This is a genomic window from Halobacillus sp. SY10 (assembly GCF_045401165.1).
Taxonomy (GTDB): domain Bacteria; phylum Bacillota; class Bacilli; order Bacillales; family Halobacillaceae; genus Halobacillus; species Halobacillus aidingensis.
Map to the genome: position 1 here is coordinate 3,941,201 of NZ_CP174345.1, position 25,449 is coordinate 3,966,649.

Sequence of the window (25,449 nt, forward strand, 5' to 3'; positions counted from 1 at the left end):
ATGTACGTTCAAATCAAAGATCTCTGTTTCGGTTATAAAAACGCAAAGAATTTGACGATCCACCATTTCAACCTCGATATCGAACAAGGAGAGATCATCTCCATTCTTGGTGAAAGTGGCAGTGGAAAAAGCACCGTGCTGCGCCTTTTGTGTGGTCTTGAGACACCTTCCAAGGGAACCATAAAAATCGGCAGCCAGACGATGACCGATGAACGGACGTTTGTCCTCCCTGAAAAAAGAGGCATTGGCATGGTATTCCAGGACTATGCTCTATTCCCTCATATGACGGTTTATGAAAATGTTCAATTCGGATTAAAGAATTGGAAAAGAAAAGAAAGAAAGAATCGCGTGCATGAAGTGCTTGAACTTGTGAATATGATCAGCTATGCAAAAAGATATCCCCACGAATTAAGTGGTGGACAGCAGCAGCGAATCGCTCTTGCCCGCTCCCTAGCACCGGAGCCTTCCCTTCTTCTATTGGATGAACCATTCAGTAATTTGGATGCAGACCTCCAAATCAAAATTAGAAGTGAATTGAAAGAAATCATTAAACAAACAGGCACGACTTCTATTTTCGTGACTCACGACCGAGAAGACTCGAGAGCCATTGCAGATCGTATTATTACTATGAGAGACGGAGCTGCCCACGATTGGGATTCCCTTTGTACTACGACCCGTCTTGAAGAAGAGCAACGTCAACCAGAGCTCGTTCGGCTCAAATAAAGAAAAGCTTGGCTGCCATTAACGGCAGCCAAGCTTTTTTTAGCAATCGCGTTTCCAAGGAAAGCTAGTACCAAACTTCTCAGCAAGCTCCTTGGATTCTTTCCTTCTGTTTTTCCGGTGTTCATGGCGCTTCTGCGCGTTCTCATGCAGCCACTTTTCTTCGTCTGATTCAGGATACACCCCTGGCACAGGGGAAGGTTCATTCGTCTCATCCACGGCTACCATGGATAGAAAAGCAGTCGTACAAACCTTTCTTTCTCCAGTCAAAAGGTTCTCAGTCGTTGCTTTGACGAACACTTCCATGGACGTGTTATGTGTCCATGTGACGAATGCCTCCAGGCAAATGGTGTCTCCCTCAAAAACCGGCTGCAGGAAATCGACAGAATCTGTAGACGCTGTCACAACCGGCTTTCTTGCATGTCTGACAGCTGCAATCGCTGCTACATCATCAATATGTGCCATTAATTTTCCACCGAACAACGTTCCGTGACTATTGGTATCTGGTGGTAAAACGTGTGAACTTTTTACTGTTAATGAATCGATACAAGGTTTTGCTTCCATCCTGTATTCCTCACTTCCATATGGAATCGTTCTCTGCCTTCTATTATACCATGTTTGGTATTTCTCACTCTTTTTCACGGAATACAATTTCAAAAACTGCACCCGTCGTGCCTTTCCGGTTGTAGGCATGGATTTCCCCGCCACTCCGTTCAACGATCGCTCTGGATATGGCAAGCCCAAGCCCTGTTTCCCCTTCTTTTCCTTTAATAAAACGTTCGAAAAGTTGAGGGAGAAGTTCTTCTGGAATGCCAGGTCCGTCATCGAGCACTTTTACTCTATACAGATCTTGCTCTTTCTCTGTTGTCATTGTTACTGAACTCTCCGCATGTCTGACCGCATTGCTCAATATATTGATCATGGCCTGCAGCACTCTTTCCCTGTCAACGAATGTATAGTACGAATGAATATCTTCCGTTCTCAGTTCAATTCCTTTTTCCTTAGCAAGTGGGTACAACCGATCCCTCGCCTGACTAATCACTTCAGATATCTCCGTTCCTTCAGGGTTATACACGTCTTCGCTGCTGTCGAGCTTGGCGAGCAAAATCATTTCATTAACGATCTTTTTCAAACGCTCAGTCTCACTCACCATCACATTCAAACCCTTTTCTGCCGCTTCTCCTTCGAACACTCCATCCCTGATCCCCTCGGCGTACCCTTGAATAGACATTAAAGGCGTTTTAAGTTCATGGGAAGCATTTTGAAAGAACTGCTTTTGGGAGTGTATGTACCTGGAGAGCTCTGCAGCCATGTGCCTGAGGCTTTGCTCTACTTCACCAATTTCACCAGAAGCGTGTACTTTTTTTACATCAGAAAACTGACGCTTTTCAATCTTTTTCACTTCTTCTTTCAATTTTGTAAGAGGGGTCACGAGACGCCAGGTCAACACATAACTCACGATGATTGCAAGGAATAGACCAATGAGGAAAACAACAATCATACGTGAAGCAAAAACGGACTGGACCGCCTGTAAGTCATTAAGTGGCGTGGCCATAACGAGCACCTGACTCTCGTCGTTGCTCACAGGAAAATCATAAGCCACATATTTTTCCCCCATCGTTTCCCAAACTTCCTGATCGATGAGTTCCTCTTCATAACGTTCCACCCAGGCATATGCAACGACTGCCGGCATAGTCCTGAACAATATCTCGTCATTTTCCCGATCGAATAATAAAATCGGATAATTTCTGTCCTGCAATAGTTGGGAAAGTTCAGGGCTCCGTTCAGGATCTTGATCATTGATAATGTCCACAAGAAGATCCGCTCTCCCCTCAAGCTGGCGCTGTTCATCCTGAATGAGCATGTCCATGAGTAACGAGTAGATAAAAAATGCGGTGATGGACATGATGACGATGATTAACGTTGCAAAAGCGGCATTCAACTGATACAAAAGCTTCATGTACGCTTCTCCTTCAATCGATATCCGTGTCCCCAAACCGTTTCAATCGGCAGGTCTTTCATCTTTTTACGTAATCGTTTGATCAGGTCGTCGACCGCACGATCACTTCCGTAATAATCTTCTCCCCATACTTTAATTAACAGCTCTTCACGTGCAAAGGCCCGATTCTCTTGAGAAGCCAGGATCTTCAACATTTCAAATTCCTTTGTTGTCACTTCGATCTCTTCACCTTGGAAGTAGGCTTGTCTCTCCGCATCATTCAATTCAAGTTCACCAGCTACAATCGTGTCCTGTTCTTCAACTTCACTCGGCTTCATCGCCTGCCAACGCTTCAAGTGGCGCTTAGCCCTTGCCACTAACTCCCTCGGACTGAAAGGTTTGGTTAAATAATCGTCCCCACCCAGTTCTAGACCCAGTATTTTATCGACCTCTTCATCTTTGGCGGAAATAATAATAATCGGGACTTCTGAAGTCTGGCGGATTTTTTTACAAAACTCATAGCCATCCATTCCAGGAAGCATGATGTCCAGTACCCAAAGGTCAGGAGTCTGTTCCTGAAAAATATCCCAGGCCTTCTCTGCTGTATCGACAGCTATAACCTGATACCCTTCTTTATTTAAATAACCTTCTACAATATCTCGAATATTCGGATCATCTTCTACAAGTCCAATCATCTGATTCATAGATGGTATCCTCCTCTATTCACATCTGCGTTTGCTTTATTCTCTCATATTTTTATGGATTACTCCTACATTACACACTTTTTCCACAATTACACCAAAGTCATTCCATAACTCTGTCGTAGAATAAAAATTGTCAGAGGGAAACACCAAAGATCAACAGCGAATCTTATTGAAAGGGGCGTCGTTTCTCTAATGTTTGATGAACAGAAGCGAAATGATAAGAAACAATACAAACGTTCCGGTATAGCTTTCAGTGTTTTAGGAGCCATTGCAGCTGTTTTTCTAATTACCACCGTTTTTCAGTGGCAGGGCATTTCGATAGATATCCATACAGAAAAGCCTACAGCACAAGCCAATGAACTGAATCTCGGGAAAAACCAGGAGGAAGTGACTCAAGCAGTCAATGAAGCTTCCGAAGCGGTTGTCGGTATTAGTAATGTCCAGAATACAGGACAAGGTGCTAAAAAAGCCGGTACAGGTTCCGGGGTCATTTATAAGGAAGAAGGCGGAAAAGCTTTTGTTGCCACCAACCATCACGTCATCGAAAATGCTTCCGAACTTGAAGTCATTCTGAGTGATGGAACAAAAGTGAAAGCCGAATTAAAAGGTAGTGACCCTTTAACAGACCTGGCCGTTTTACAAATAGATAGCGAACATGTGCAAAAGGTTGCTGAATTAGGTAAAGCCAGTGACGTAGAGGTCGGGCAGACAGCCATTGCCATCGGTAACCCGCTGGGCATGGAGTTCGCAGGATCCGTAACGAAAGGCATTGTCAGTGGATTGAACCGTAATATTCCAGTCGATATTAACGGTGATCAACAGCCAGATTGGCAGACCGAAGTCCTTCAAACCGATGCAGCCATCAATCCAGGTAACAGTGGAGGTGCGCTCATCAATCTGCAAGGCGAAGTCATTGGAATTAATTCTATGAAAATCGCAAAAGCAGAAGTTGAAGGAATTGGATTCTCTATCCCTATGGATGTTGCTAAACCTGTCATCGAAGATTTAGAGACAAACGGCGAAGTTGAACGTCCTTACATGGGGGTTTCCCTGCAAGACTTGAACCAAATCCCTAACCCTGTGTTACAACGTGAACTAGGGTTGCCAGAAGAAGTTACTCAAGGCGTCCTCGTCCAAGGCGTCGAAAAAGGCTCCCCTGCTGATGAAGCAGGACTCGAAAAATACGATGTGATCACCGCCATCGACGGCAATGAAATCGAGTCACTCATCAGCTTGAGACAGTATCTCTACAACCAAGCACAAGACGGAGATACAGCCGAGCTTGAAGTTTACCGTGACGGCAAACCAACCACCGTCCAAATCACGCTAACCTCTCAATAATTGAACAGATATGAAGAATACGTGATGAAGAAAGAATGAAAAGTGGAAACGCTGATGGGGATTCAACACCCAATAGATATGACCTCCCCCCTCCAATAGCTATTAGGTCAAAGGATTCCCTTCAGCCTTTCTCGTGTTACAAAGGAAAACCAATACCAAAACAACCTCTCTCAAAAAGCCCTGCGCAATACGCGCAGGGCTTTTTAACAATTTCTGGCAGGATTGTGTAAGGGTCGATTTCGAGACTTTTGTTGAGTGGATGGGGGCTGCGAGGGATGACTCGCTTTCCGTGGGAGCGCGGTGAGCCTCCTCGGACTGCGTCCTGTGGGGTCTCACCAAGCACTTTTTCCCCACAGGAGTCTCATCATCCCCCTCCGCCCCTTTGCTATATTAAGGTCTCGAAAACACTTATGGAAACTTCTCATTCCAACTTGGTTGAGGCGAGTAATTGAAACGCCCTGGGGGCAGGTGTTTGTTCAACCTAATGCTTGATATAAAGAAACTTCTACGTACAGCCCAGGGTTAGTGGAAGACAGTCCTTCTGGGCGAGAGGGTTCGTTTCTCACAAGTATAGAATGGGGGAGTTGGGAAGCTGCGAGACTCCCGTGGGAATGGATTGGCTGGCGAGACCCCACAGAGCGAAGCTCGAGGAGGCTTGCCGCCATCCCCACAGGAAAGCGAGTAGCTTCCCAACTACCCCTGACGCTTACCTCGGCAACGAACCCTCGGAACATCTCGAAACTGAGTCTTCCAAAACCGGGAGCTTTTCTTCTTTAAGACTAGTGTGATTATAGGATTGGTGATAGTAGTCTTGAGACGGCTTCTTTGAAGCGGATCCATTTTGTTCTGGATTGATAGAGTTTAAATGTAAGCTCTGTCGACTCGACAATGTCCTCATGGAAACGGTCGGCTAAGGACTGTGCGACTTCTGGATGATACAAAAAGGCGTTCACTTCAAAGTTCAGACGGAAGCTCCGGACATCAATGTTGGCGGTACCTACGGAAGCAATTTTGCCATCAACGACGATCGTCTTGGCATGTAAGAATCCTTTTTGGTACACATATATGTTGGCTCCTGCTTTTAACATATCTCCTATGTTGGAAAATGTTGCCCAGTACACGAATGGATGGTCCGGTTTATTGGGAATCATGATTCTCACGTCTACTCCTGACAGGACCGCTACGCGTAGCGCATCAAGCAAGCTGTCATCAGGAATGAAGTACGGGGTCTGAATGTACACGTACTCTTTGGCAGAAAGGATCATTTTCAAATAGCCATGCTTGATTTGTTCCCACTCCGAATCAGGACCACTGGAGACGATTTGCATACCGACATCGCCTTTCGGTTTCGCCTGGTAATATCTCTGTTCATAGACGATATCTCTGCTTGAAGCGTGGTTCCAATCAAGGATGAAGCGTGTCTGCATGTTGTTCACCGCTTCTCCTTCCACGCGTAAATGGGTATCCCGCCAATAGCCGAACCTTTTATTAAAGCCCAAATATTCGTCACCGATGTTGAAACCGCCGATATACCCGATCTCACCGTCGATAATCGCAAGCTTTCTATGGTTCCGGTAGTTAATTTTCATATTCACTTTAGGGATAAAGGAAGGGAAAAACGACTCAACCTGCACACCAGCTTCTTTCAAGCTCCGCTTATATGAACGCTTCAATAATCTTGAACCCATGTCATCATACAAGAGCTTGACTTCCACGCCTTCCATCGCCTTCCTTTTCAATACATCTGCAAGGCGGTGCCCCAAGTTATCGTCTCTTAAAATATAATAAAGCAAGTGAATATGATCTTCTGCTTTTTCAAGATCTTCAATAAGTGCATGAAACTTCTTTTGACCATCTGTGAAAATTTCAACTTCGTTATTTTGTGATAATAACGCATCATTGTTTTTCAGATGCATATAAATTAAGTCTTCATATGGAATGATATCTTCATGTTGGACTTTCAATTCATTATTCTTGATGGCTGTCAATTGTTCCTGGACAGCGGCAAGAAGTCCAAGACGACTTTTTTTGTCCCAGGTGAATATTTCTTTATTGCTGAGTCGGCGTCCGAAAATTAAATAAAGAAAGAAACCTGCGACAGGGATAAATAGTAAAACCATCAACCACGCCCATGTTGCGCTGGCATCTCTTCTTTCAAGGAAGATGATGGCTAAAGCAAGCAACACGTTCAAGGTAAGAATGATACTCACAAAAATCGGCAGGATGTTCAACGTGGCCACCTTCCTTTTTCTAACAAGAAATCATGATATAAATATATCATATTCCTTTCATTCATTGATTACGACATGCCTGGCATTTGGTCCTTGTATGGAAAAAGTAAAAAGAGATAAGCTTCTCTTTCAGAATGCCTATCTCTTTTCAAGATTTCAATGTTATTTCGTCATCAATATACCTACTTCTTCCAATGCCATTTGCGCCTCATCCAGGGCTTCCTGGCTGTCCGCCGCTATGGTATGTGTATGGATGCCATCTGTCAATTCGAGTAAGTAAGAGGCTTTGGTGCTGTTCACTTTCTCGATGAATTTCTTTACATCCCGGCGATTCGAAATTCTGAGTCTGGCTGTTAAATCACCATAAATAGGGTGCTCGACAACGACATCCTGGACATGTACGCCATGATCGACGAGAATATTAAGTTCCTGTTCTGTATCGTCGCCTTGATGCTGGCATACAATCGTACGTTGATAAGGCAGTTCTTCTTTTCCATCCATCATGTACATATACCCTTGACTTGTGGCGACAATCGGTTCATTCTTTGCTTTTAAGAGGGAGACATCACCGACAATGACTTGCCGGGTCACGTTCATTTCCTCTGCAAGAGAACTACCTGTCACAGGAGCACCTTTTTGTTTTAATAAAGCGAGAATATACTCTCTTCGTTCATTCGCTTTCATTTTCTTTGAAGATTGACTCATAGACATGACCCCTTCGTGCAATTTACATAAAATTATCTTACCACAATAATAAGGCTTTCAGAAAGTGAGCCCCATCCCATTTAAGAATACTCATAACCTTTCAAGTCCCACTTTTCAACGGAGAAAGTGGTGGATCCCAAGGACGTAAAGAGAATATGTTCTTCTTCCGCTTGAGGATAAATCCTGGAAGTAAATACTTCTTCCCCGCCATTAATGAAAATCTCCAGGGATGACTGATCAATAAACAAACGAAGATTCTTCAATCCCTCATCCAATTTCACCCGACGGAACTCCGTTTTTGACCGGTCTTCTAAATTTGGCCTGGATAATGTGACGACATGGTCCTTGTAACTTAGAGAGGCGTATTGGAAAAGTTCGATGGCGAACATGTCTTCGAGTGATTCAAAATCAAGGTTCAACTCAATCGATCTCCCCTGTACCCCTCTCACCGCTTTTTGGTCATTTTCAATCGTAATCGATGAATGCATTAAAACTGGTCCACGCATATGGGCAAGCTCAGGAACGGGAGTTTGAATGATTTTCTCACCATTCCACTTCAATTCACGAGGAATCGTCAAGCAATGAACCCATCCATTTTCAACAGTCGGGTGTGCTTGTTCATACTGATCCGGAACACCCATCCAACCGACAAGCAACCTTCTACCCTTTTCATCCCGTGTGGTTTGAGGAGCATAAAACTCGAAACCTCGATCCAACTCACGAAAGTCTCCATGCTGGAATGTTTCTGCGGTTTCGTCCCACTTCCCAACAAAATACCCGCTCTGATATGTATTCGCATAATTCATTCCATCAGCCTCTAGCCCCTGCGGACAGACCATAAGCATTTCTGCACCATCCAGCTCGAATAAATCCGGACACTCCCACATGTAACCGAACTCGCCTAGCTTCCCTTCTTTACTACCAGCGATGGGACCGATGTGCTCCCAATTTTGGAGATCCTCCGAACGGAACAATACAGCCTTCCCCTGCTTGTCTTCTGTTTGAGCTCCAACCACCATGTACCATTGGTCACCATTTTTCCATACTTTTGGATCTCTAAAATGACCCGTATAACCTTTTGGAGTTTCAATGAGGACGCCTTTTTTCTCAAAATGTATGCCATCCTGAGACACAGCAAGACATTGATATTCTGCCTCTGGTTCACGTTCTCCTTCAATGTTCCCCGTATAAAAAAGGTGCAATTGATCATCATGAACGATTGCGCTCCCGGAATAAACACCGTCCTTGTCATACCATTCGGATGGAGTCAAAGCGACAGCCTCATGCTTCCAATTCACAAGATCTTCAGATGTGTAATGCCCCCAGTATTTTGCGCCATGAGCTGTCTCGAAAGGCATCCATTGATAAAAGAGGTGGTAGGTCCCTTTCCATTGAATGAATCCATTCGGGTCGTTCATCAAACCAACAGGTGGCATGTGATGGTAGTTCTGACGATACGTGTCCGCTTCTACGATTTGTTTATGTTCTTGTATTTCTGTCTCCACTTTCTTACGAAGCTCTGCATCATGTTTAGACATAACGCTTCTCCTCCTTTTTCTTCCTTATCCGTCTTCTTTCTTGCCCCATTATAAAACATCCCACCGTCCTCCGCCAGAAAGCTCTCTATTCTTAATAACTCAGTTTCAAAACGTTAGCGGGAGCCTAGGGTTGCGGGAAGTGGTTCGCTTTCCATGAGGCCCCAATGTGGGGTCGTTCGATGTTGGCACAGGACGTGCCGGATTTTATCGAACATCCTCTAATCTTTTGAGCCTCCTCGAGCTTCGCTTGGGACTGCTTGCTGATACTGATAAAATCATTAAAGTCACTGATAAAAGTGCGAAAGTTACCGATAAAAGGCCGGAAGTCGCTGATAAATACCAACCACCCACCGATAAATGCTTAAAACCCACTGATAAATTTTTTAATGTCTTATAAAATGTTCTCTTGTTGGATCATACGTGTAGAAAAAGCCTGAAGTACTAGTGGTACCTCAGGCTTTGTGGGTTTGATTATTTCGTTTTCAGTGTGGCGATGGTTGATTCGCCAGCGTTGGCACCGTCGCTATAGGATGGATCGAAGTTTTCGACTACATCGTCATAGTTTGTAATGACTACAGGAGTGATGGTGCTTTTCGCTTTTTCTTTAACAAGATCCATATCAAACGTAATCAAATGGTCGCCGGCATTTACTTTATCTCCGGTAGTAACATGGCCTTCAAAACCTTCCCCTTCCATAGAAACCGTTTCAAGGCCGATGTGGACAAGGACTTCCACACCTGACTTTGTTTTAATTCCAACGGCATGGTTGGTAGGGAACAGTTGGACGATTTCTCCAGAAACCGGGCTCACTACTTTTCCGTCTGTCGGTTCAATTGCTACGCCGTCCCCCATCATTCGCTGACTGAATACAGGGTCGTCTACTTCATCTAAAGGAACCACTTTTCCACTTACCGGAGCAACAATCTGTTCCTCCACACTTTTGTTTCCGCCAAATAGTTTCTTAAGCATTTCTCCATCGTCCCTTTCTATATGAATTCTTATGGCAATATACATGAGCACTCAATGTTTCATCAAACTGTTAATACTTTTCCCTATGTGTTCATGAATAAACCCATATAAGCTCACTATTCTTGAAGACTCAGTTTCGAGATGTTTGTTGGAGTTTAGGGGCTCCGGGAAACAGTTCGCTTTCCATGGGGCGGGCGCTGAGCCTCCTCAGGCTACGCCTTCCGGGGTCTCAGCTGTCCCACACGTCCCATAGCCATTCATGTATCGCAAAAAACAGCTCTACACCACAGAGAATGAAAATGGTTATGGTATGCCTATACTGATTCTACGGCTGGATGAGGAAGGTCGAGACTCCTTGGTGCGTGAGAGCCCTCCCCATAGTCTGACTCCTTCGACCACGGTGCATCACAGACTGTTGCTCCTTTATAGGAAGCACTCATGGTAGATTAACCCTATTCTGGTTGTTGCGCCAGCCTCTACAATTACTTGCCGCAGAAAGGATGTTTTCAATGGATGTAGTCATTGAGAATGCTTGTGGTATGGATGTCCACAAAGATACCATTACTGCTTGTGCCATTACACCGGAAGGAAAGGAGATTGAAACATTTTCAACGAAAACCATCTATCTCATTGAGTTGGTGGACTGGGTTAAGAAACGGAATTGTACCCATGTGGCCATGGAAAGTACAAGTGTCTACTGGAAACCTATTGTTAATCTACTTGAAGCCGAAGATATTGAATTTCTAGTTGTGAATGCTCAACATATTAAGGCTGTTCCTGGACGTAAAACCGATGTGAAAGATGCCGAATGGATTGCCAAACTTCTTCGCCATGGGTTGCTTAAAGCGAGTTACATTCCTGATCGAAATCAGCGGGAATTACGTGAACTTGTTCGTTATCGTCGGAGTATTATTGAAGAACGTGCCAGACAACACAATCGAATGCAAAAAGTGTTAGAAGGAGCTAATATCAAGCTTGGGTCTGTTGTTTCTAACGTTTTAGGAGTTTCTGCTCGTGAGATGCTTCGTTCCATAGCTGAAGGAAATGATGACCTTGAAGAGTTATCAAACTTGGCGAGAGGCGTTATGAAAAATAAAAAAGAGGACTTGAAACTCGCTCTTCAAGGATGCATTAAAGACCATCAACGATTCATGATAAAGACGATCCTGGATCATATCGATTTACTTACGGATCAAATTGATAAATTAGACAGTGAGATATCAAAAAGAATGGAAGAATCTCAAGAGGATATCGAACGTTTAGATTCCATTCCTGGCATTGGGAGAAAAGTGGCGGAACAAATGATTGCCGAACTTGGCACAAATATTAAGGAGCAATTTCCTACGGCACCTCAAATGTGTTCTTGGGCAGGGTTAGTTCCCGGAAATAACCAAAGTGCCGGGAAACGGAAGTCTTCTAAAACGTTGAGTGGAAACAAATACCTTAAATCATCACTGGTTGAGTCAGCTCATTCCGTCCGAGGATCCAAGAACTACCTTGGCGCTCTTTACCGGAGAACGGCTTCACGTAAAGGTAAAAAGCGCGCAGGAATCGTTGTAGCTCATGCGATGTTACGAATCTCCTACTACCTCTTAACACGAAAGGAAATGTATGTAGATTTAGGAGAAGATTACTTCGATAAACAAAAACAACAAGCCATTGTTAAGCACTCATTGCGTAGGTTAGAGGGGTTAGGTTACACCGTGAGGATTGAGGAACCAAAGGTATCTTAAATCCACCCTCCAACTCACTAGCCATTTGTATGAGACGCTCTCCTCGAAAAAAGAAGAATGAGCTGCGTCTACTTTAGTATTGCCATTTTTCCATATTATAGAACTTTATTTTCATGGTAGGAGTCTCACCGTTTCCCTCCGCCCCTTGACCATAAGAGTATCTCGAAACCACTTCCAGAATAAGCAGCTCTCCATCGTAATGGGAGTTAGTGTATAGTGTATTCAACTCTCAAACAAGCAGTAGAAAGCAGTTATTATGGAAGACGCCCCATTCGTGTACATGGGTTCGTTTATCTCATCTCTCGAATGGGGTGGTTGGGAAGCTGCGAGACTCCCGTGGGAGAAGGAGATAGGCGAGATCCCGCAGGACGTAGTCCTAGGAAGCTCGGCGCTCCCCCACAGGAAAGCGAGTTGCTTCCCAGCCACCTCTACCGCTCAACACGGCAAACGAACCCCGGTTATCTCGATACTGAGTCTTCAACATTCCTGCCATATTGTTTAAGAACTTCTTAAGAAAACTAAAAGAGCTCCATGCTTTGACCATAGAGCTCTTGATTGTGTGTATGAAATTATACTTCCTTCAAAGCCTGCTCGAGATCTTCCCATAGATCTTCGACGGATTCGAGGCCGGCGGATAGGCGGATGAGTGTGTCGCTAATGCCCATTTCCTGTCTCTTTTCTTCCGGGACGACTGCGTGGGTCATGGTGGCTGGATGTTGAATCAGTGTTTCCGCATCCCCAAGGCTGACCGCAATTTGAATCAAATTCAGCCGGTCCATGAATTGCTGCGCCTCTTTTTTACCCCCTCCGATCTCAAAAGCTAGTACGCCTCCACCTGTTTTCATTTGCTTTCGGACAATGTTGTATAGCTCGTTCCCTTCCATTCCTGGATAAAACACTTGTTTCACCTTTGCATGGTTATCCAGCCTTTTGGCCAGGTCATGAGCGTTTATGCTGTGGCGATCCATACGGACATGGAGAGTCTTCAAGCCTCTGAGTAAAAGCCAGGCATCAAATGGAGAAAGGACACCCCCGATATCTTTCTGTTGAGACATGGCTAAGTCATCCATGAACACTTTTTCCCCTACGACAAGTCCGGCAATGACATCCCCGTGTCCACCGATGTATTTGGTGGCACTATGCAAAACGATATCACACCCAAGATCCAACGGGCGCTGTAGGTATGGGGTGCAAAAAGTGTTGTCGACAACGACAGGGATGCCATGTTCTTTCGCCACCCGTGCCACCATAGCTAAATCGATGATTTTCATCGTCGGATTGATGGGGGTTTCAATAAAGATGCAGCGGGTATCAGGAGTGATCTTCGCCCTCACGTCTTCTTCTGTTTCCATATAGCTGAAGTCATGGGTGATCGCATATTTTTCTTCAAACATTTGCAGTAAACCATAAGTACAACCGTAAAGACCGTTCGAACACAACACATGATCACCAGCTTTTGTGAGTGCTATTAAAACTGCGGATACCGCAGCCATGCCTGAGGCGAAAGCAAGGCCCCGCTCTCCACCCTCAAGAGTGGCGATGCGGTCTTCTAATGTTCGTACAGTCGGGTTTCCGAGCCTCGTATAAATGTAACCTTCCTCTTCTCCGGCAAATCTCCTTTCACCTTCAGCGGCAGAAGAAAAAGAAAAGGTAGAGGTTTGGAAGATTGGTGTCGTCAAGCTTCCGTCATACTTCTCTGCTTTTTCATGATTATGGATCATCGCTGTTTCTATCCGCTTCTCTTTGTTTTTCAAAATGGTCTTCCCCCTTTACTTTGTAAGCGTTTTCAATTAATTTTAACAAAAGAAGGAGAAAAAGACCTCCTTCTTAACTACTATATTCAACCCTATGCTCAGCGTTCGAGCGAACCTTCCTTCCATGCAAGAGAATATAAAGGACGACAGCCCCGAAGACAACAAAAGAACTGTTGAAATAAAGGGAGGAAAATCCAATACCTGTTGCGATCGCCCCAACGACATAGGAACCTACCCCAATGCCAATATCAAATATCGTAAAGAAGGTCGCTGTAGCTGAACCTGCTCTTTCTGGTACTTTCTTCAAAGCAATCGTCTGCATACTTGGGACGAGCGTTCCCCACCCCAGTCCGATCAATCCACCTGCCAATAACAGGACAAAAGCTGTGTTGGCAAAACTTAAAATCATCATCCCTGCACCAAAAATAAGGATGGATGGAATGACGATCACATTTTCTCCATATTGATCAAACCATCTTCCTGTAAATGGCCGGGAGACAAGCAGCACAAGAGCATAAACGACGAAGAAGTAACTAGCCGCCTCCGCAAGGCCGAGTTGGTTTGCATAGACAGAAACAAACGATAATACCCCCGCGTACGCAAGCGCCATGACGGCCCCGGTCAACGCTATAGGGATCACAGGTTTCTCTAGAAGATTGTGCATGCTTGGGACTAAGCTTTTCTTTGCAGGTTCAGCGAGAGGATCCACCCGAATAACAAGCCCTGTAAGTAAAGCCATAACGGCAAGGGAGACACAAACATAAAACATCACGGTAAAGCCTGCATTTTGAATCAGAGTAAGACCAAGGAAAGGACCAATGACCATCGCGAAGTTCATGGACATCGCAAAATAACCAAGGCCCTCCCCTTTTCTTTGATCTGGAACAACATCTGCAGCAATAGCTCCCAAAGCCGTTGTCCCCATCCCGAAACCGATGCCTTGTATGAAGCGAACGATTAGAAGCGCAGAAAAGGCGTCAAACCATAGATACAAAAAAGAACTTCCTAAAAAGATGCTCAAAGCAGTCACGACCACTGGCTTCCGTCCAAAGGATTCCACCCACTGCCCTGAAAGTGGACGTATGAGAATGGCTGCAAGCAAGAAGACCGTAATAATCAACCCCGCTTCTCCCTCGGCCACTCCAATGGATTCAATCGTATAGATCGGCATCGTGACGAACAGAAGATAAAAGACTAAAAATACGAGGAAATTGCTCGCACATACATTAAGAAAACTCGACGTCCATAAACGAGGTTGTCTTTCCATCAGTCCCTCCCCCTTTCTTCTTCAATCAGGCGGGAGAGCGAGAGTACATGCTCTTCCAATACCGTTTCCCTCCGCTCGCCGTAACGTTCCAGCAAACGCGTTTCTGCTTTTTGTATGGCCTGCTCCCACACCGGATATCTGTCTTTCCCTGCTTTCGTCAGCGTTATATCATTCGTTCGCTGATCGCTGCTTTTATTTTTTTGGACATACCCTTGGGTCTCCAGTTTAGCTATAACCCTCGATAATGGAGGGGCTTCGATATTCAACCGGTTTTTAAGCTCCGCTTGTGTCATTGATCCTCCATGGCTATGCAATTGAAATAATACCGCCCAGTGAGACATATAAATGTCTTCACCTTGCAATCCTTCATTCAAGAATTGATTCACGTTTCTCGACAATTGTTGAATATGGTGAAAAATTAAACTCATGATGACCGCTCCTTTTCGTTACCTAGGTAACGTTCTTAACAAAAAAAGGGCTCTCTTTACGAGAGCATCTTACAAAATTTTAACATAGATCGATCGTTTCAGCTATTTTCACACCATGTCAGTAAAATGTTCGTGATAGAGCTGTTCAGACCACGCAATCGCCTGGCCGTAAACTTCAAACACTTCCGAATAGGACAAATTCCATTCAGCCAAGTGGTTTTCCAACCACTCAAAATCCGCTTTTTCCATCGCTACAGCCAAATCCAATACGAGCCGATACGTATTCTGCTTTCCTTCTAACGCTTTCTTTATCTCTTCATCGAGCGGCAGCGAACCAATCACTTCGTGGGCAGGGCGTTGGGTTATCACATCGATCAGCGACATGAACCCGGTCAGGAAATATCCGTCCGCCTTCTTTTCCGCCCTGATTCTTACGGCCATTTGTTCACACAATTTGGCACGAACGAGACTTGTTTTGATGACAAGCTGGGATTGTGTTGAAGTGACCGCCGTCGTTTGTTCAACCGATAATACGTACAGCCACTTTTTCAAGCCCTCTGTACCTAACAGCATCACGGCTTGTCTGATCGATTGGATCGGTACTCTTGTCCGTTGTTGAGAAGAGTTGATTAAGCGCAGCAATTTATAAGTAAGAGCTAGATCCTGTTCCATAATTTCCGTTACTTTTTCAATATTAATTTCGTCATCCGTAGCTGTGAGCTCTTTGATCATTTGAAAATAGGTCGAAGAAAGAAAAGGAATATCCATCCCTTTCACGATCACTGGCTTACTGAAATAAAATCCCTGGAAGAGCGAAAAACCTTCCTCTATACAACGTTGGTGCTCTTCATGGGTTTCCACTTTTTCTGCTAACAACGTCAATCCATACTCTTCCCCCAACTGAATGATCCGCGCCCGATTCTCGTCCGTCACTTCACGTATATCCACTTTTAAAATATCGACATAATGCAGGAGTTCATAGACGGACGGCCGATCAATATCGATGACATCATCAAGAGCAATTAAATACCCTTTTTCCTTCAATGTTCTGCACACTCTGATGAGATCGAGGCTGAAGGAAACGTGTTCAAGGATTTCCACGACCAGTTGTTCAGAATCGAAGTATTCAGGGACTTGTTCGAGCAAAAGATCCTCCGTGAAGTTGATAAAACATGGCTTGTTGTTTGACAAACGCTCTAAGCCGATCGTAACAAAGCTGTTCATCAACACTTCTGAAGTCGCCTGGCTCCCATCCATAGGGACGAACCGATTCTCTTCACTGTTCCGGTACAGTAGTTCATAGGCATACACATTATTCTCGACTGTCAAAATCGGCTGCCGCGCCACGAATACTTCCATCCTGCTTACCACCTTCATGTGTTTCTTCACATCTTGTTCAAGTATACTACAAAGCCTAAATGTTGTTAATTTTTCCATGGAAAAATACATGAAACCTTTGGAGAGGGAAAGACTGAGAGAAACGAGTCACTCAGGAGGGAAAGTCATGGAACAACACGAGAAATGGACTCAACCAGAACCATTATGGCGTGAGAATATGTCATTGCCTACTTTTGAAGCTATGAAAGAGGATACAACGACAGAGGTGGCTGTCGTAGGTGGCGGGATCACCGGGATTACGACCGCTTACCTTCTAGCAAGAGCAGGAAAAAAGGTAACCCTGATCGAAGCGGACGAGTTGTTGAATGGTACGACAGGTCATACGACAGCAAAAGTAACCGCTCAACACGGGTTGATCTACCACGAATTGTTGAAACACTTTGGTGAAGAAGAAGCTTCGCTCTATTATCAGGCCCAAATGAGTGCCATGCAATCCATGGAAGAATGGATTGATAAATATCAGATTGATTGTAACTGGGTGAAAGAGGATGCTTATCTCTTCGCTACTACAAAAAAAGGCGCACATAAACTGGAAAATGAGTATGAGTCCTATCAAAAGTTGGGCATTCCAGGTGGCATGATTGACGCACTCCCTTTTGATATGGAAGCTACCAAGGCGCTCAGCATGAAGAACCAGGCCCGCTTCCACCCCATCAAATACTTATCTGCACTCCTTGATGAATTCGTTACACTGGGCGGGGAAATTTTTGAACATACAAAAGCGACAGATGTGAAAGAAAAGGACCGCATCGAGGTCCAAACAGGAGAGGGGCATACGCTTGCCTGTGAGAAGTTGGTTTCATGCAGCCACTTCCCTTTTTACGATGGAAAAGGGTTCTATTTCAGCCGCATGTATGCCGAGCGCTCCTATCTCCTTGCTATTGAGCCCGAGAAAGAAGTGCCTGAGGGGATGTATTTATCGATCGATGAGCCGAAACGCTCCATCCGCACGGCTGACTACAATGGAAAACCTGTGCTGCTAATTGGTGGAGAAAGCCATAAGACAGGGCAAGGGGTCGACACGTCCTTCCATTACAACGCCTTGGAGGAATTCGCTGCCGAGACGTTTGGCATTAAAGAAAAACTGTTCCAATGGTCGGCGCAGGATCTCACGACACTTGATAAAGTCCCTTATATCGGACCGATCACACGGAACAATGACCGCGTATTCATCGCTACAGGCTTCCGAAAATGGGGGATGACGAACGGTACACTCGCAGCTAAGCTGATTTGTGATTACGTCCTTGGTGAGGAATCTCTTTTTCACGAACTATTCAAACCTACACGCTTCAAGTCAGATCCAAGCATGAAACAATTCTTATCCCAGAACTTCGATGTCGCTGTACATCTGGCCGAAGGGAAACTGGAACTCGTAGCCGATCGTCCGAATTCACTCAAAAAAGGAGAAGGGATGGTCGTCCAGTGGCGTGGAGAAAGAGCCGGTGCGTACAGAGATGATGAAGGCAAACTTCATGTACTGGACACGACCTGTACACATATGGGGTGTGAAGTCGAATGGAATAGTGGTGAACATACGTGGGATTGTCCATGTCACGGCTCCCGCTTTTCCTATGACGGAGCGGTTGTCGAAGGACCTGCTGACAAGCCTCTGATGAAGATTGCATTGGAAGGAACCCAGGATATGCATGCTCCATTAGGAGAAAGCAACGAGGAAGAACACGGTGAACAACCTTAACATGCATGGCCCGTAATTTGGGCCATGCATTTTTCAAGCTTCCCCTTTCGAACGGTGATATAATAAAGCGGATGAACAAATATCCTGACATACGAAAGGGTCCTAACCATGATCAATGAAGAAAAACTCGGCATTTTCTATACGGCCGGAGCTTACATATTGTGGGGTGTGCTCCCCATTTACTGGAAGATGATTCAAGAGATTCCCGCTTTCGAAATCCTAGCTCACCGCATCGTCTGGTCCTTCCTCTTCATGGGAATTGTAATCATGATTGCAAGGAAACAGAAAGAATTCATGCGAGAATGCCGCCAAATCATAAAAAATAAAAAACAGTTGGTCGGCATCACCCTTGCCTCCATCACGATCAGCATTAACTGGGTCACGTACATTCTTGCGGTCAACACCGACCATGTCGTTGAAGCAAGTCTCGGTTATTACATCAATCCGCTGGTCAGTATTTTGCTTGGAATGATCGTGTTAAAAGAAAAATTTTCAAAAGCCCAATGGCTCGCCTTCTTACTAGCCGCACTCGGAGTGATCTATATGACGGTCAACTTCGGTTCCGTCCCGTGGCTTGCTTTGCTGCTTGCCTTCAGTTTTGGATCGTACGGCCTTTTGAAAAAGCTCGTCCCTTTGAATGCCATGTTCGGTTTGACGATTGAAACGCTGATTGTCACGCCGGTTGCACTGGTCTTTCTTTTTCAACAGCAGACAGGCCAATGGTCTACGATCGACTTTTGGTCATGGACGACGGCCATCGTTTTCGGAGCCGGCATCGTCACAGCGATTCCTCTCCTTCTATTTTCGGCAGGGGCCAAAAGAATTCCATTATCGATGGTAGGATTCCTTCAGTATTTCGCACCCACCATCATGCTGATCATAGGCATCTTCCTATATGATGAACCATTTACGGATGTTCACGCTGTATCCTTCACCCTTATATGGGCAGGACTTGCAGTTTATACCGTCACGAGAATGAAAAGACTGAAAAAATACGAAGCGAAAGCAAGTTAAAAAAGGTTGGGTGGTATGCATACACATTCCGCCCAACCTTTTTCTCGTTTGATCCGGGGCTCCTTTGGCGCGATCCGGGGCTCCTTTGGCGCGATCCGGGGCTCCTTTGGCGCGATCCGGGGCTCCTTTGGCGCGATCCGGGGCTCCTTTGGCGCGATCCGGGGCTCCTTTGGCGCGATCCGGGGCTCCTTTGGCGCGAAAGGTCATCCTCGAAACGGATGACCTTTCGCTTTTTTATGCAAAACGCCTAAAGTAAGCTCACCAACTCAAGTAGGCTGCCGCATCTTTCCCTGACAGATAAGCACTTTCAAAGCGCGTGCGCCCTGCTTCATCATTCAGTCGCAAGAACGCATCCCCGGCGACTACAAGACGTCCATCTCCTGAAAGATCAACATAAGGCTGCCGCATCACTTTTTTGGCCTGGGCATATCTCCAACGTTTCAACTGTTCGGACTCCAGCTGCTTCCAGTTCAAATACCCTGCTGCTTTTTCTTTAATTAAAGACATCACATAATCTTCCCCATAATGTTTACGTGACCAGTCCGCTTCCATATAGACGCTCACAATCGTATCACCTGATATCCCTTTTTTCCGATGATCAACCATCCGTTCCATCCCTTCAGGCAGACCAACATCTACATGGCCACCGTCCGGCAATTCCGTTTCTTCTCTAAATTGGAAAATGCCCACATACGTCGGTTCGAAATAAATGTTCCTGAGTTGCTTCAGTTCTTCTTCATCAACCTCCACCTCACTATTTTTCAATAGTTCAATGATTTGAGGGGCCGGCATCGTCAGAAGTACTTTATCTGACTGCCATTCCTTCCCGTCTTCACTATACATACGGTATCCTCCCTCTACTTCAAGCAGTTTGACTACTTTCGTATGTAGGGAGGTAGGAAGATCTAAGGCTAACTGCTTCGCAAGGCCGTTCATGCCCTGAACAGCGGTGTAGCGAGGGTATTTCTCTCCAAACCATTGTTTAATCCATCCTTGATCGAGCCAATCCTGCACCTCTTCTTCTAATTCACCTGTTCTTACGGTGAAGAATTGCGCCCCGTGGTCGGCTCGTCCATCTGCTACTCTTCTCGTTGCCAATCGTCCACCAACACTTTTACTTTTATCTGTTAACAATAGATTGCTTCTTCCTTGCTTCTTTAATCTTCGTGCTGCTGTGATGCCAGCCAGTCCAGCACCTACGATCGTAATTTCATAATGTTCCATTCGAACCCCTCCATTAAACGATTTATAGTCCATTCCCACTGCCATATAATTAAAAACGATGAACTTTCTACTAATGTATAAAAAAAGAACATCCTCGTCATGTGAGGATGTTCTTATTCTACCAAAATCTATTTCGGAGTTTGTGTCTTTTTCTGTCTACGGAACTTCATTAATGTTTCGTACGCAAGCGGTACGATGAGTAGTGTTAGGAGTGTGGAACTCGCTAACCCTCCGATCACCGTAACTCCAAGACCTTTACTGATAATCGAACCTCCTTCAAATCCAAGCGCTAGTGGAAGCAGGGCTCCGATTGTGGCCAGGGCTGTCATCAAGATTGGACGGAGTCTTGTCATCCCTGCATCGAGTAACGCTTCACGTGTAGAGAAGCCTTCTTTTTCTCTATAAATGACACGGTCAATAAGAACGATCGCATTGGTTACAACAATTCCGATCAGCATCAATGCACCGATCATGGCTGAAATACTAAGCGTTTCTCCACTGATCAATAGTCCAAGAACCGCTCCGATAATGGTAAACGGTAAAGAGAATAGAATTGCTAATGGCGCCAGTCCTCCGCCAAAGAAGACAACAAGAATCAAGTACACGATCGCGATCGCCGCGAGCATAGCTAAACCTAATTGGGAGAAGGACTCATTGATATCTTCAGCTACCCCGCCTTGAGTAATTTCAACACCGGACGGCGTGTCAATCTTCTGTACTTTTTCATTGACTTCTTGTGAGACAGCACCTACATCATCAACCGTTATCTCTGCGCTGACACTTGCATACACACGTCCATTCCTCCGTGTAATCGTATCAGCTGTTGTTCCCTCTTCGACTTCGACAAGTTCACTAATTGTGACTGTCTGACCCATTGGGGAAGTAATTTCTTTCTCTGTTAAGTCTTCAATTCCAGTAATGTCTTCTTTCTCTACTTCCAGATAGACATTCAGTTCCTCTCCATCCCGTTCAATGGTCGTAACCACGGGTTCCTGACGGTTCTGCCCGAGCTCCATACCGATTTGTGCGGCTGTAAGTCCTAATTCACTTAAACGTTCATGGTCAGCGACGAGCGTGTATTCCTCGTAGGATTCGGAAAGGCTGGAATCGACGTTTCTCAACTTCCCTTCATCTGCCAGAAGTTCTTCAACTTCGGTAACGACTGGTTTGATTTCTTCTGTATTATCTCCGTACACACGCAGTTCAAGACCACTGCTTGATCCTGCGCCAGAGAAGTCCTGACTCATCCATTCGCCATTTTCCGTTTGTTCATTCAGGCTGTCTATGACGCGTTGCGTTTCTTCCGAAAATTCTTCGGTATCATCGGCATATTCCACGTAGAACATTGCCTGGTTGGAAGCCCCAGGGTTCATCGGGTTTTCGCCACCGACTGAATATTGAACTGTCTCCGCTCCATCACGGTCCATAAAGAATTGCTGTGCATCTTCAGCAATTCTTTCCACGTCTTCTGACGTCTGCCCCGGTTCCGGGCTGAAGGTTGCAACGACCATCTTCTGTTCTTGTTCAGGAAGAAAACTTGTTCCCACAAGTGGAAGAAGAGCGATACTTCCGACAAGAACCAAGACAGCAATGATGCTTGAAATGATTTTATGGTTCAGCGTGCTGTTTAGGACCTTTTTATAAAAGAGAGCGAGTTTCCCTGCCCCTTCTTCATGTGTACGTCCCTTTATTTTCGACTCTTTTAATAGAGAATGTGACAGCATCGGAACAATGGTAACAGCCACAAGTAGAGATGCTAACAAGGCGAAAACAACGGTAAGTGCAAACGGTAAGAATATTTGACCGACTGTACCTTCAACAAGACCCAGCGGTAGGAACACAGCGATCGTTACAAGCGTCGAAGAAAGGATCGGCATGAACATTTCTTTCGTCGATTCGCGAATCAGTGCTTTTCCTTTTAACTTCTCCTCCGATAACGACATCCGCCTGTATATATTCTCGACAACAACAATGGAGTCATCCACCACACGTCCAATCGCAACCGTCATGGCTCCAAGGGTCATGATATTCAACGTGATATCCATCCAGTTCAAGAATAGAATGGCAATCAGTAAGGATAGCGGAATGGAAATGACTGAGATCAGTGTCGTCTTGATGTTGCGTAAGAACAACAAGATGACGAGGATGGCGAATATTCCACCAAACAATGCTTTATTAAGCATCGTACTGACAGACTCTTCAATCGGCTCGCCCTGGTCGAAGGAGTACACGAACTCCACTCCATCCAGTTCTTCCTGGAAAGATTCTGTTTCTGCTTTTACAAGGTTTACGACATCAACCGTATTCGCTTCTTGAGATTTGACAATCTGCAAGGAAATGGAATCTTCCCCATTCGTACGGGAGATAGATTCAGCTTCTCCAACGACCTCCACATCAGCAATTTCACCTAAGGTAACGGTCGGGATGCCATCCATGGCCGGCATGTCGCCAGTCGCTGCTCCCTGCCCCTGGCCTCCTTGCTGCGCTTCTGAAGGAACTTGACCTGCCCCTTGTGAAGGCATTTGCTGACCGGAAGCAGTCCCTCCCGCAGAAGGAATGGCAGGGATCTGCAATTCTCTCAATTCTTCCACACTTGTAAGATTTCCATCGATGACGACAGATTTTTGAGTATCGTCAAACGTGTACAAACCTAACGGGAAGGAAACATCAGACCCTTGAATGAAACTTGTAATGGTATCTTGATCCAGACTACGTTCATTCAATGCTTTCTCATCCAAATCAATTCGGACTTCTTCAAGCTGCTGTCCGGAAACTTGCACATCCGCGACACCTTCAAGCCCTTCAAGAGACGGCACAATCTCTTCTTCTACTGTCTTCGTCAATTGTTCAAGAGATCCATCTCCATTGATCGCACTTAAACTCACGACAGGAAAGGCATTGAAGTTCAGACGTGATACGGAAGGATCTTCTGCTCCTTCCGGCAAAGTCACCTGATCGACAGCTTCTTGCAATTCATCCTCTGCTTCGTCTAAACTTTTATCAAAGCTATATTCCAACTGAAGCGAAGAAGCATTTTGAAAAGAGGAAGAACTGACCGTTTTCACTCCACTCAAATTGCTCACTTGCTTTTCAAGTGGTTCTGATATTTGATCAGCCACCTCTTCTGGTGTAGCCCCTGGATAGGTTGTTGTCACCGTAATGATCGGTGGCTCGATATCCGGTATCGTTTCAAGCTTCATATTCAATCCTGCATATAATCCTGCAGCGGTAATGAGAATTGTCATAAGCCAAATCGCAAATTTGTTATTCATCGAAAAATCGATGATTCGTTTCATACTCAACTCTCCCCTTTATTGACCAGTTAGTCATAACACTATAAAATATAAATGACCAACTGGTCAGAGGTCAAGAGAAAACATCAACTTCTCCAAGTTTGAAGGAGCGACAACCATGGAACAAAAATCAATATATATTATCGAACAGTCCATCAAGCTGTTTGCGAAAAAAGGATTCAGCTCTACTTCCGTCCAAGAAATCGCAAGTGCATGTGGAATATCCAAAGGAGCTTTTTACCTCCATTTCAAATCGAAAGATGCTTTGCTTCTCGACATATTCAATTATTATTATCAGCGAATCCAGACGCGCATTGACGAGATTCAAAAACTCGATGCTGATGACCGTACGAAGTTTAAGAAACAATTGCAGGTCACATTCGAAGAACTGGCCGATCACCGTGAATTCATCATTATGCAAATCCGGGAGCAGGCCATTCCCTTCAATGAAAATATTGAACAATTCCTCACTCAAATGCGGGTGAACTCCTATCTTTTCTACAAAAGCCATCTGCAAAATATCTATCAAAAGCGGGTGAATGAAACCGTATGGGAGGTTAGTTTGATTCTGCAGGGAATGTTCAAAGGGTATATGGATCTCATCATTATCGAGGGGGCTGATTTGGACCTTGAGGCCCTGTCGGAAGCCATGTTACGTAGAACAGACTACATTGTGGAAGGTTTCGAAAAGAGCGGTGACCAACCAGTCATAACTGGAGGAACCATGCGTCAGCTCTTACCTACTAACCTCTATGGAGAAGAAAAAGAGCAACTACTATCAAACTTAGAAGAACTAGCCAATGAAGGGGACCAGGAGATTAAAGACACCGTGCATGTCCTGACGGAAGAAATGAAAAGGGATCAGCCTCGCTCTGCCATTCTAAAGGGAATGATCGCAAACCTCGAAGGGTCCTCGCGTTTCACCGAAGCTATCACTAGCATCAAAAAGTTCTACCAGTTATAAAGAAGTTTTTTTACAATCCTATAGTTATAACAAAAAAGCTCAGGCATTGCCTGAGCTTTTTTGTTATACGCGCTCTGCTTCTAATACTTCATCGAGAATTGGATAGACAGCTTCTACACCTTCTTCTGCAACTAAACAAGCGACACCAAGCGGGGTTTCCCAAAAGGAATCAGGAATATAAGGGTTTTTCAGCCCTGCCGGCTGGTAAAGCGAACGGTAGATGCGGTTCAAGTGCTGCCTTGTCTCTTCTGGATCTCTTTCCTTTTCACCCCGAGCAATTAGGAACACGTAGCGCATCGACTGAAACAAGTTGTCTCCAGGCATAAACGTATATTCCTTAAAGAATTTCAGCTGTTCCTGCGCTTTTTCCTTCAACCCCGATTGGACCGCAAGATCATCGAGATGTTGTTGCAAATGGTTGTGCACTTGTTGGAAAACTCTCCGTTTTTCGTCCTGCATGACTTTATCATTATAAATTTCCTGCAATTTTGCAAATGCGGTTTCTTTTGTCCATTCCACCTTGATCACCTC

General features: G+C 45.0%; 21 protein-coding genes. 7 read left to right on the forward strand and 14 right to left on the reverse strand.

The annotated features are described in order from the left end of the window. Positions 1-723, forward strand: a complete 723-nt coding sequence (locus ACJA3J_RS19860) for an ABC transporter ATP-binding protein (RefSeq protein ID WP_406945082.1) — start codon at positions 1-3, stop codon at positions 721-723. A gap of 39 nt (positions 724-762) precedes the next feature. Here ACJA3J_RS19860 and ACJA3J_RS19865 read toward each other — a convergent pair whose 3' ends face one another. From ACJA3J_RS19865 to ACJA3J_RS19875, 3 genes are all read right to left on the reverse strand, one after another. Continuing rightward, a complete protein-coding gene (locus ACJA3J_RS19865) occupies positions 763-1,284 on the reverse strand; it encodes an acyl-CoA thioesterase (protein WP_115823450.1) in 522 nt (173 codons plus the stop codon). 64 nt (positions 1,285-1,348) lie between these two features. After that, a complete protein-coding gene (locus ACJA3J_RS19870) occupies positions 1,349-2,680 on the reverse strand; it encodes an ATP-binding protein (RefSeq protein ID WP_406945083.1) in 1,332 nt (443 codons plus the stop codon). Then, positions 2,677-3,363 carry a response regulator transcription factor gene (locus ACJA3J_RS19875; RefSeq protein ID WP_089653702.1) on the reverse strand — a complete coding sequence of 229 codons (687 nt, stop codon included), beginning with the start codon at positions 3,361-3,363 and terminating at the stop codon, positions 2,677-2,679. The genes ACJA3J_RS19870 and ACJA3J_RS19875 overlap by 4 nt, the downstream gene beginning before the upstream one ends. Before the next feature lie 192 nt (positions 3,364-3,555). Between ACJA3J_RS19875 and ACJA3J_RS19880 the strand changes: the two genes are divergently transcribed. Beyond that, positions 3,556-4,704 (forward strand): S1C family serine protease, encoded by a 1,149-nt coding sequence (locus ACJA3J_RS19880; RefSeq protein WP_406945084.1) that lies wholly within the window; start codon positions 3,556-3,558, stop codon positions 4,702-4,704. Positions 4,705-5,492: 788 nt separating this feature from the next. Here the strand turns inward: ACJA3J_RS19880 and cls are convergent. From cls to ACJA3J_RS19895, 3 genes are all read right to left on the reverse strand, one after another. Next, a complete protein-coding gene (gene cls, locus ACJA3J_RS19885) occupies positions 5,493-6,935 on the reverse strand; it encodes a cardiolipin synthase (protein ID WP_089653710.1) in 1,443 nt (480 codons plus the stop codon). Positions 6,936-7,097: 162 nt separating this feature from the next. Further along, the gene (locus ACJA3J_RS19890) at positions 7,098-7,640 is read right to left on the reverse strand and encodes a transcription repressor NadR (protein ID WP_406945085.1); all 543 of its coding nucleotides are present in this window, start codon (positions 7,638-7,640) and stop codon (positions 7,098-7,100) included. An 80-nt stretch (positions 7,641-7,720) separates the two neighbouring features. Beyond that, positions 7,721-9,178, reverse strand: coding sequence for a glycoside hydrolase family 32 protein (locus tag ACJA3J_RS19895; protein WP_406945086.1), 1,458 nt, complete (start codon positions 9,176-9,178; stop codon positions 7,721-7,723). Between the two features lie 166 nt (positions 9,179-9,344). Between ACJA3J_RS19895 and ACJA3J_RS19900 the strand changes: the two genes are divergently transcribed. Beyond that, a complete protein-coding gene (locus ACJA3J_RS19900) occupies positions 9,345-9,575 on the forward strand; it encodes a hypothetical protein (protein ID WP_406945087.1) in 231 nt (76 codons plus the stop codon). Between the two features lie 74 nt (positions 9,576-9,649). Here ACJA3J_RS19900 and ACJA3J_RS19905 read toward each other — a convergent pair whose 3' ends face one another. Next, complete coding sequence (locus ACJA3J_RS19905) at positions 9,650-10,147, reverse strand: PTS glucose transporter subunit IIA (RefSeq protein WP_089653719.1); 498 nt, start codon at positions 10,145-10,147, stop codon at positions 9,650-9,652. Positions 10,148-10,656: 509 nt separating this feature from the next. Between ACJA3J_RS19905 and ACJA3J_RS19910 the strand changes: the two genes are divergently transcribed. Next, positions 10,657-11,880, forward strand: a complete 1,224-nt coding sequence (locus ACJA3J_RS19910) for an IS110 family transposase (protein WP_406944069.1) — start codon at positions 10,657-10,659, stop codon at positions 11,878-11,880. Positions 11,881-12,449: 569 nt separating this feature from the next. Here the strand turns inward: ACJA3J_RS19910 and megL are convergent. The 4 genes from megL to ACJA3J_RS19930 all read right to left on the reverse strand — a co-directional run bounded on the left by megL (position 12,450) and on the right by ACJA3J_RS19930 (position 16,688). After that, the gene (gene megL, locus ACJA3J_RS19915; protein WP_406945088.1) at positions 12,450-13,634 is read right to left on the reverse strand and encodes a methionine gamma-lyase; all 1,185 of its coding nucleotides are present in this window, start codon (positions 13,632-13,634) and stop codon (positions 12,450-12,452) included. 73 nt (positions 13,635-13,707) lie between these two features. Beyond that, a complete protein-coding gene (locus ACJA3J_RS19920; RefSeq protein WP_115895207.1) occupies positions 13,708-14,901 on the reverse strand; it encodes an MFS transporter in 1,194 nt (397 codons plus the stop codon). Then, entirely contained in the window at positions 14,901-15,329 is a 429-nt protein-coding gene (locus tag ACJA3J_RS19925; RefSeq protein ID WP_089653725.1) for a MarR family winged helix-turn-helix transcriptional regulator, read from the reverse strand. The genes ACJA3J_RS19920 and ACJA3J_RS19925 overlap by 1 nt, the downstream gene beginning before the upstream one ends. A 108-nt stretch (positions 15,330-15,437) precedes the next feature. Continuing rightward, on the reverse strand, positions 15,438-16,688 hold the full coding sequence (locus ACJA3J_RS19930; RefSeq protein WP_089653727.1) for an EAL and HDOD domain-containing protein: 1,251 nt from the start codon (positions 16,686-16,688) through the stop codon (positions 15,438-15,440). A gap of 145 nt (positions 16,689-16,833) precedes the next feature. Here ACJA3J_RS19930 and ACJA3J_RS19935 point away from each other — a divergent pair, with 145 nt between their 5' ends. Further along, the gene (locus tag ACJA3J_RS19935; RefSeq protein WP_406945089.1) at positions 16,834-18,423 is read left to right on the forward strand and encodes an FAD-dependent oxidoreductase; all 1,590 of its coding nucleotides are present in this window, start codon (positions 16,834-16,836) and stop codon (positions 18,421-18,423) included. A 108-nt stretch (positions 18,424-18,531) separates the two neighbouring features. Then, positions 18,532-19,437: an EamA family transporter RarD gene (gene rarD, locus ACJA3J_RS19940; RefSeq protein ID WP_115895208.1), complete on the forward strand. Its 906-nt coding sequence runs from the start codon at positions 18,532-18,534 to the stop codon at positions 19,435-19,437. 258 nt (positions 19,438-19,695) lie between these two features. Here rarD and ACJA3J_RS19945 read toward each other — a convergent pair whose 3' ends face one another. Together ACJA3J_RS19945 and ACJA3J_RS19950 are read right to left on the reverse strand one after the other, a co-directional pair. Continuing rightward, positions 19,696-20,661: an NAD(P)/FAD-dependent oxidoreductase gene (locus tag ACJA3J_RS19945; RefSeq protein ID WP_406945090.1), complete on the reverse strand. Its 966-nt coding sequence runs from the start codon at positions 20,659-20,661 to the stop codon at positions 19,696-19,698. A gap of 128 nt (positions 20,662-20,789) precedes the next feature. Further along, positions 20,790-23,957, reverse strand: coding sequence for an efflux RND transporter permease subunit (locus ACJA3J_RS19950; protein ID WP_406945091.1), 3,168 nt, complete (start codon positions 23,955-23,957; stop codon positions 20,790-20,792). Between the two features lie 115 nt (positions 23,958-24,072). Here ACJA3J_RS19950 and ACJA3J_RS19955 point away from each other — a divergent pair, with 115 nt between their 5' ends. Then, positions 24,073-24,918 (forward strand): TetR/AcrR family transcriptional regulator, encoded by an 846-nt coding sequence (locus ACJA3J_RS19955; RefSeq protein WP_115895209.1) that lies wholly within the window; start codon positions 24,073-24,075, stop codon positions 24,916-24,918. A gap of 63 nt (positions 24,919-24,981) precedes the next feature. Here the strand turns inward: ACJA3J_RS19955 and ACJA3J_RS19960 are convergent, their stop codons facing one another. After that, complete coding sequence (locus ACJA3J_RS19960) at positions 24,982-25,437, reverse strand: hypothetical protein (protein ID WP_115895210.1); 456 nt, start codon at positions 25,435-25,437, stop codon at positions 24,982-24,984. Positions 25,438-25,449 lie beyond the last annotated feature (12 nt).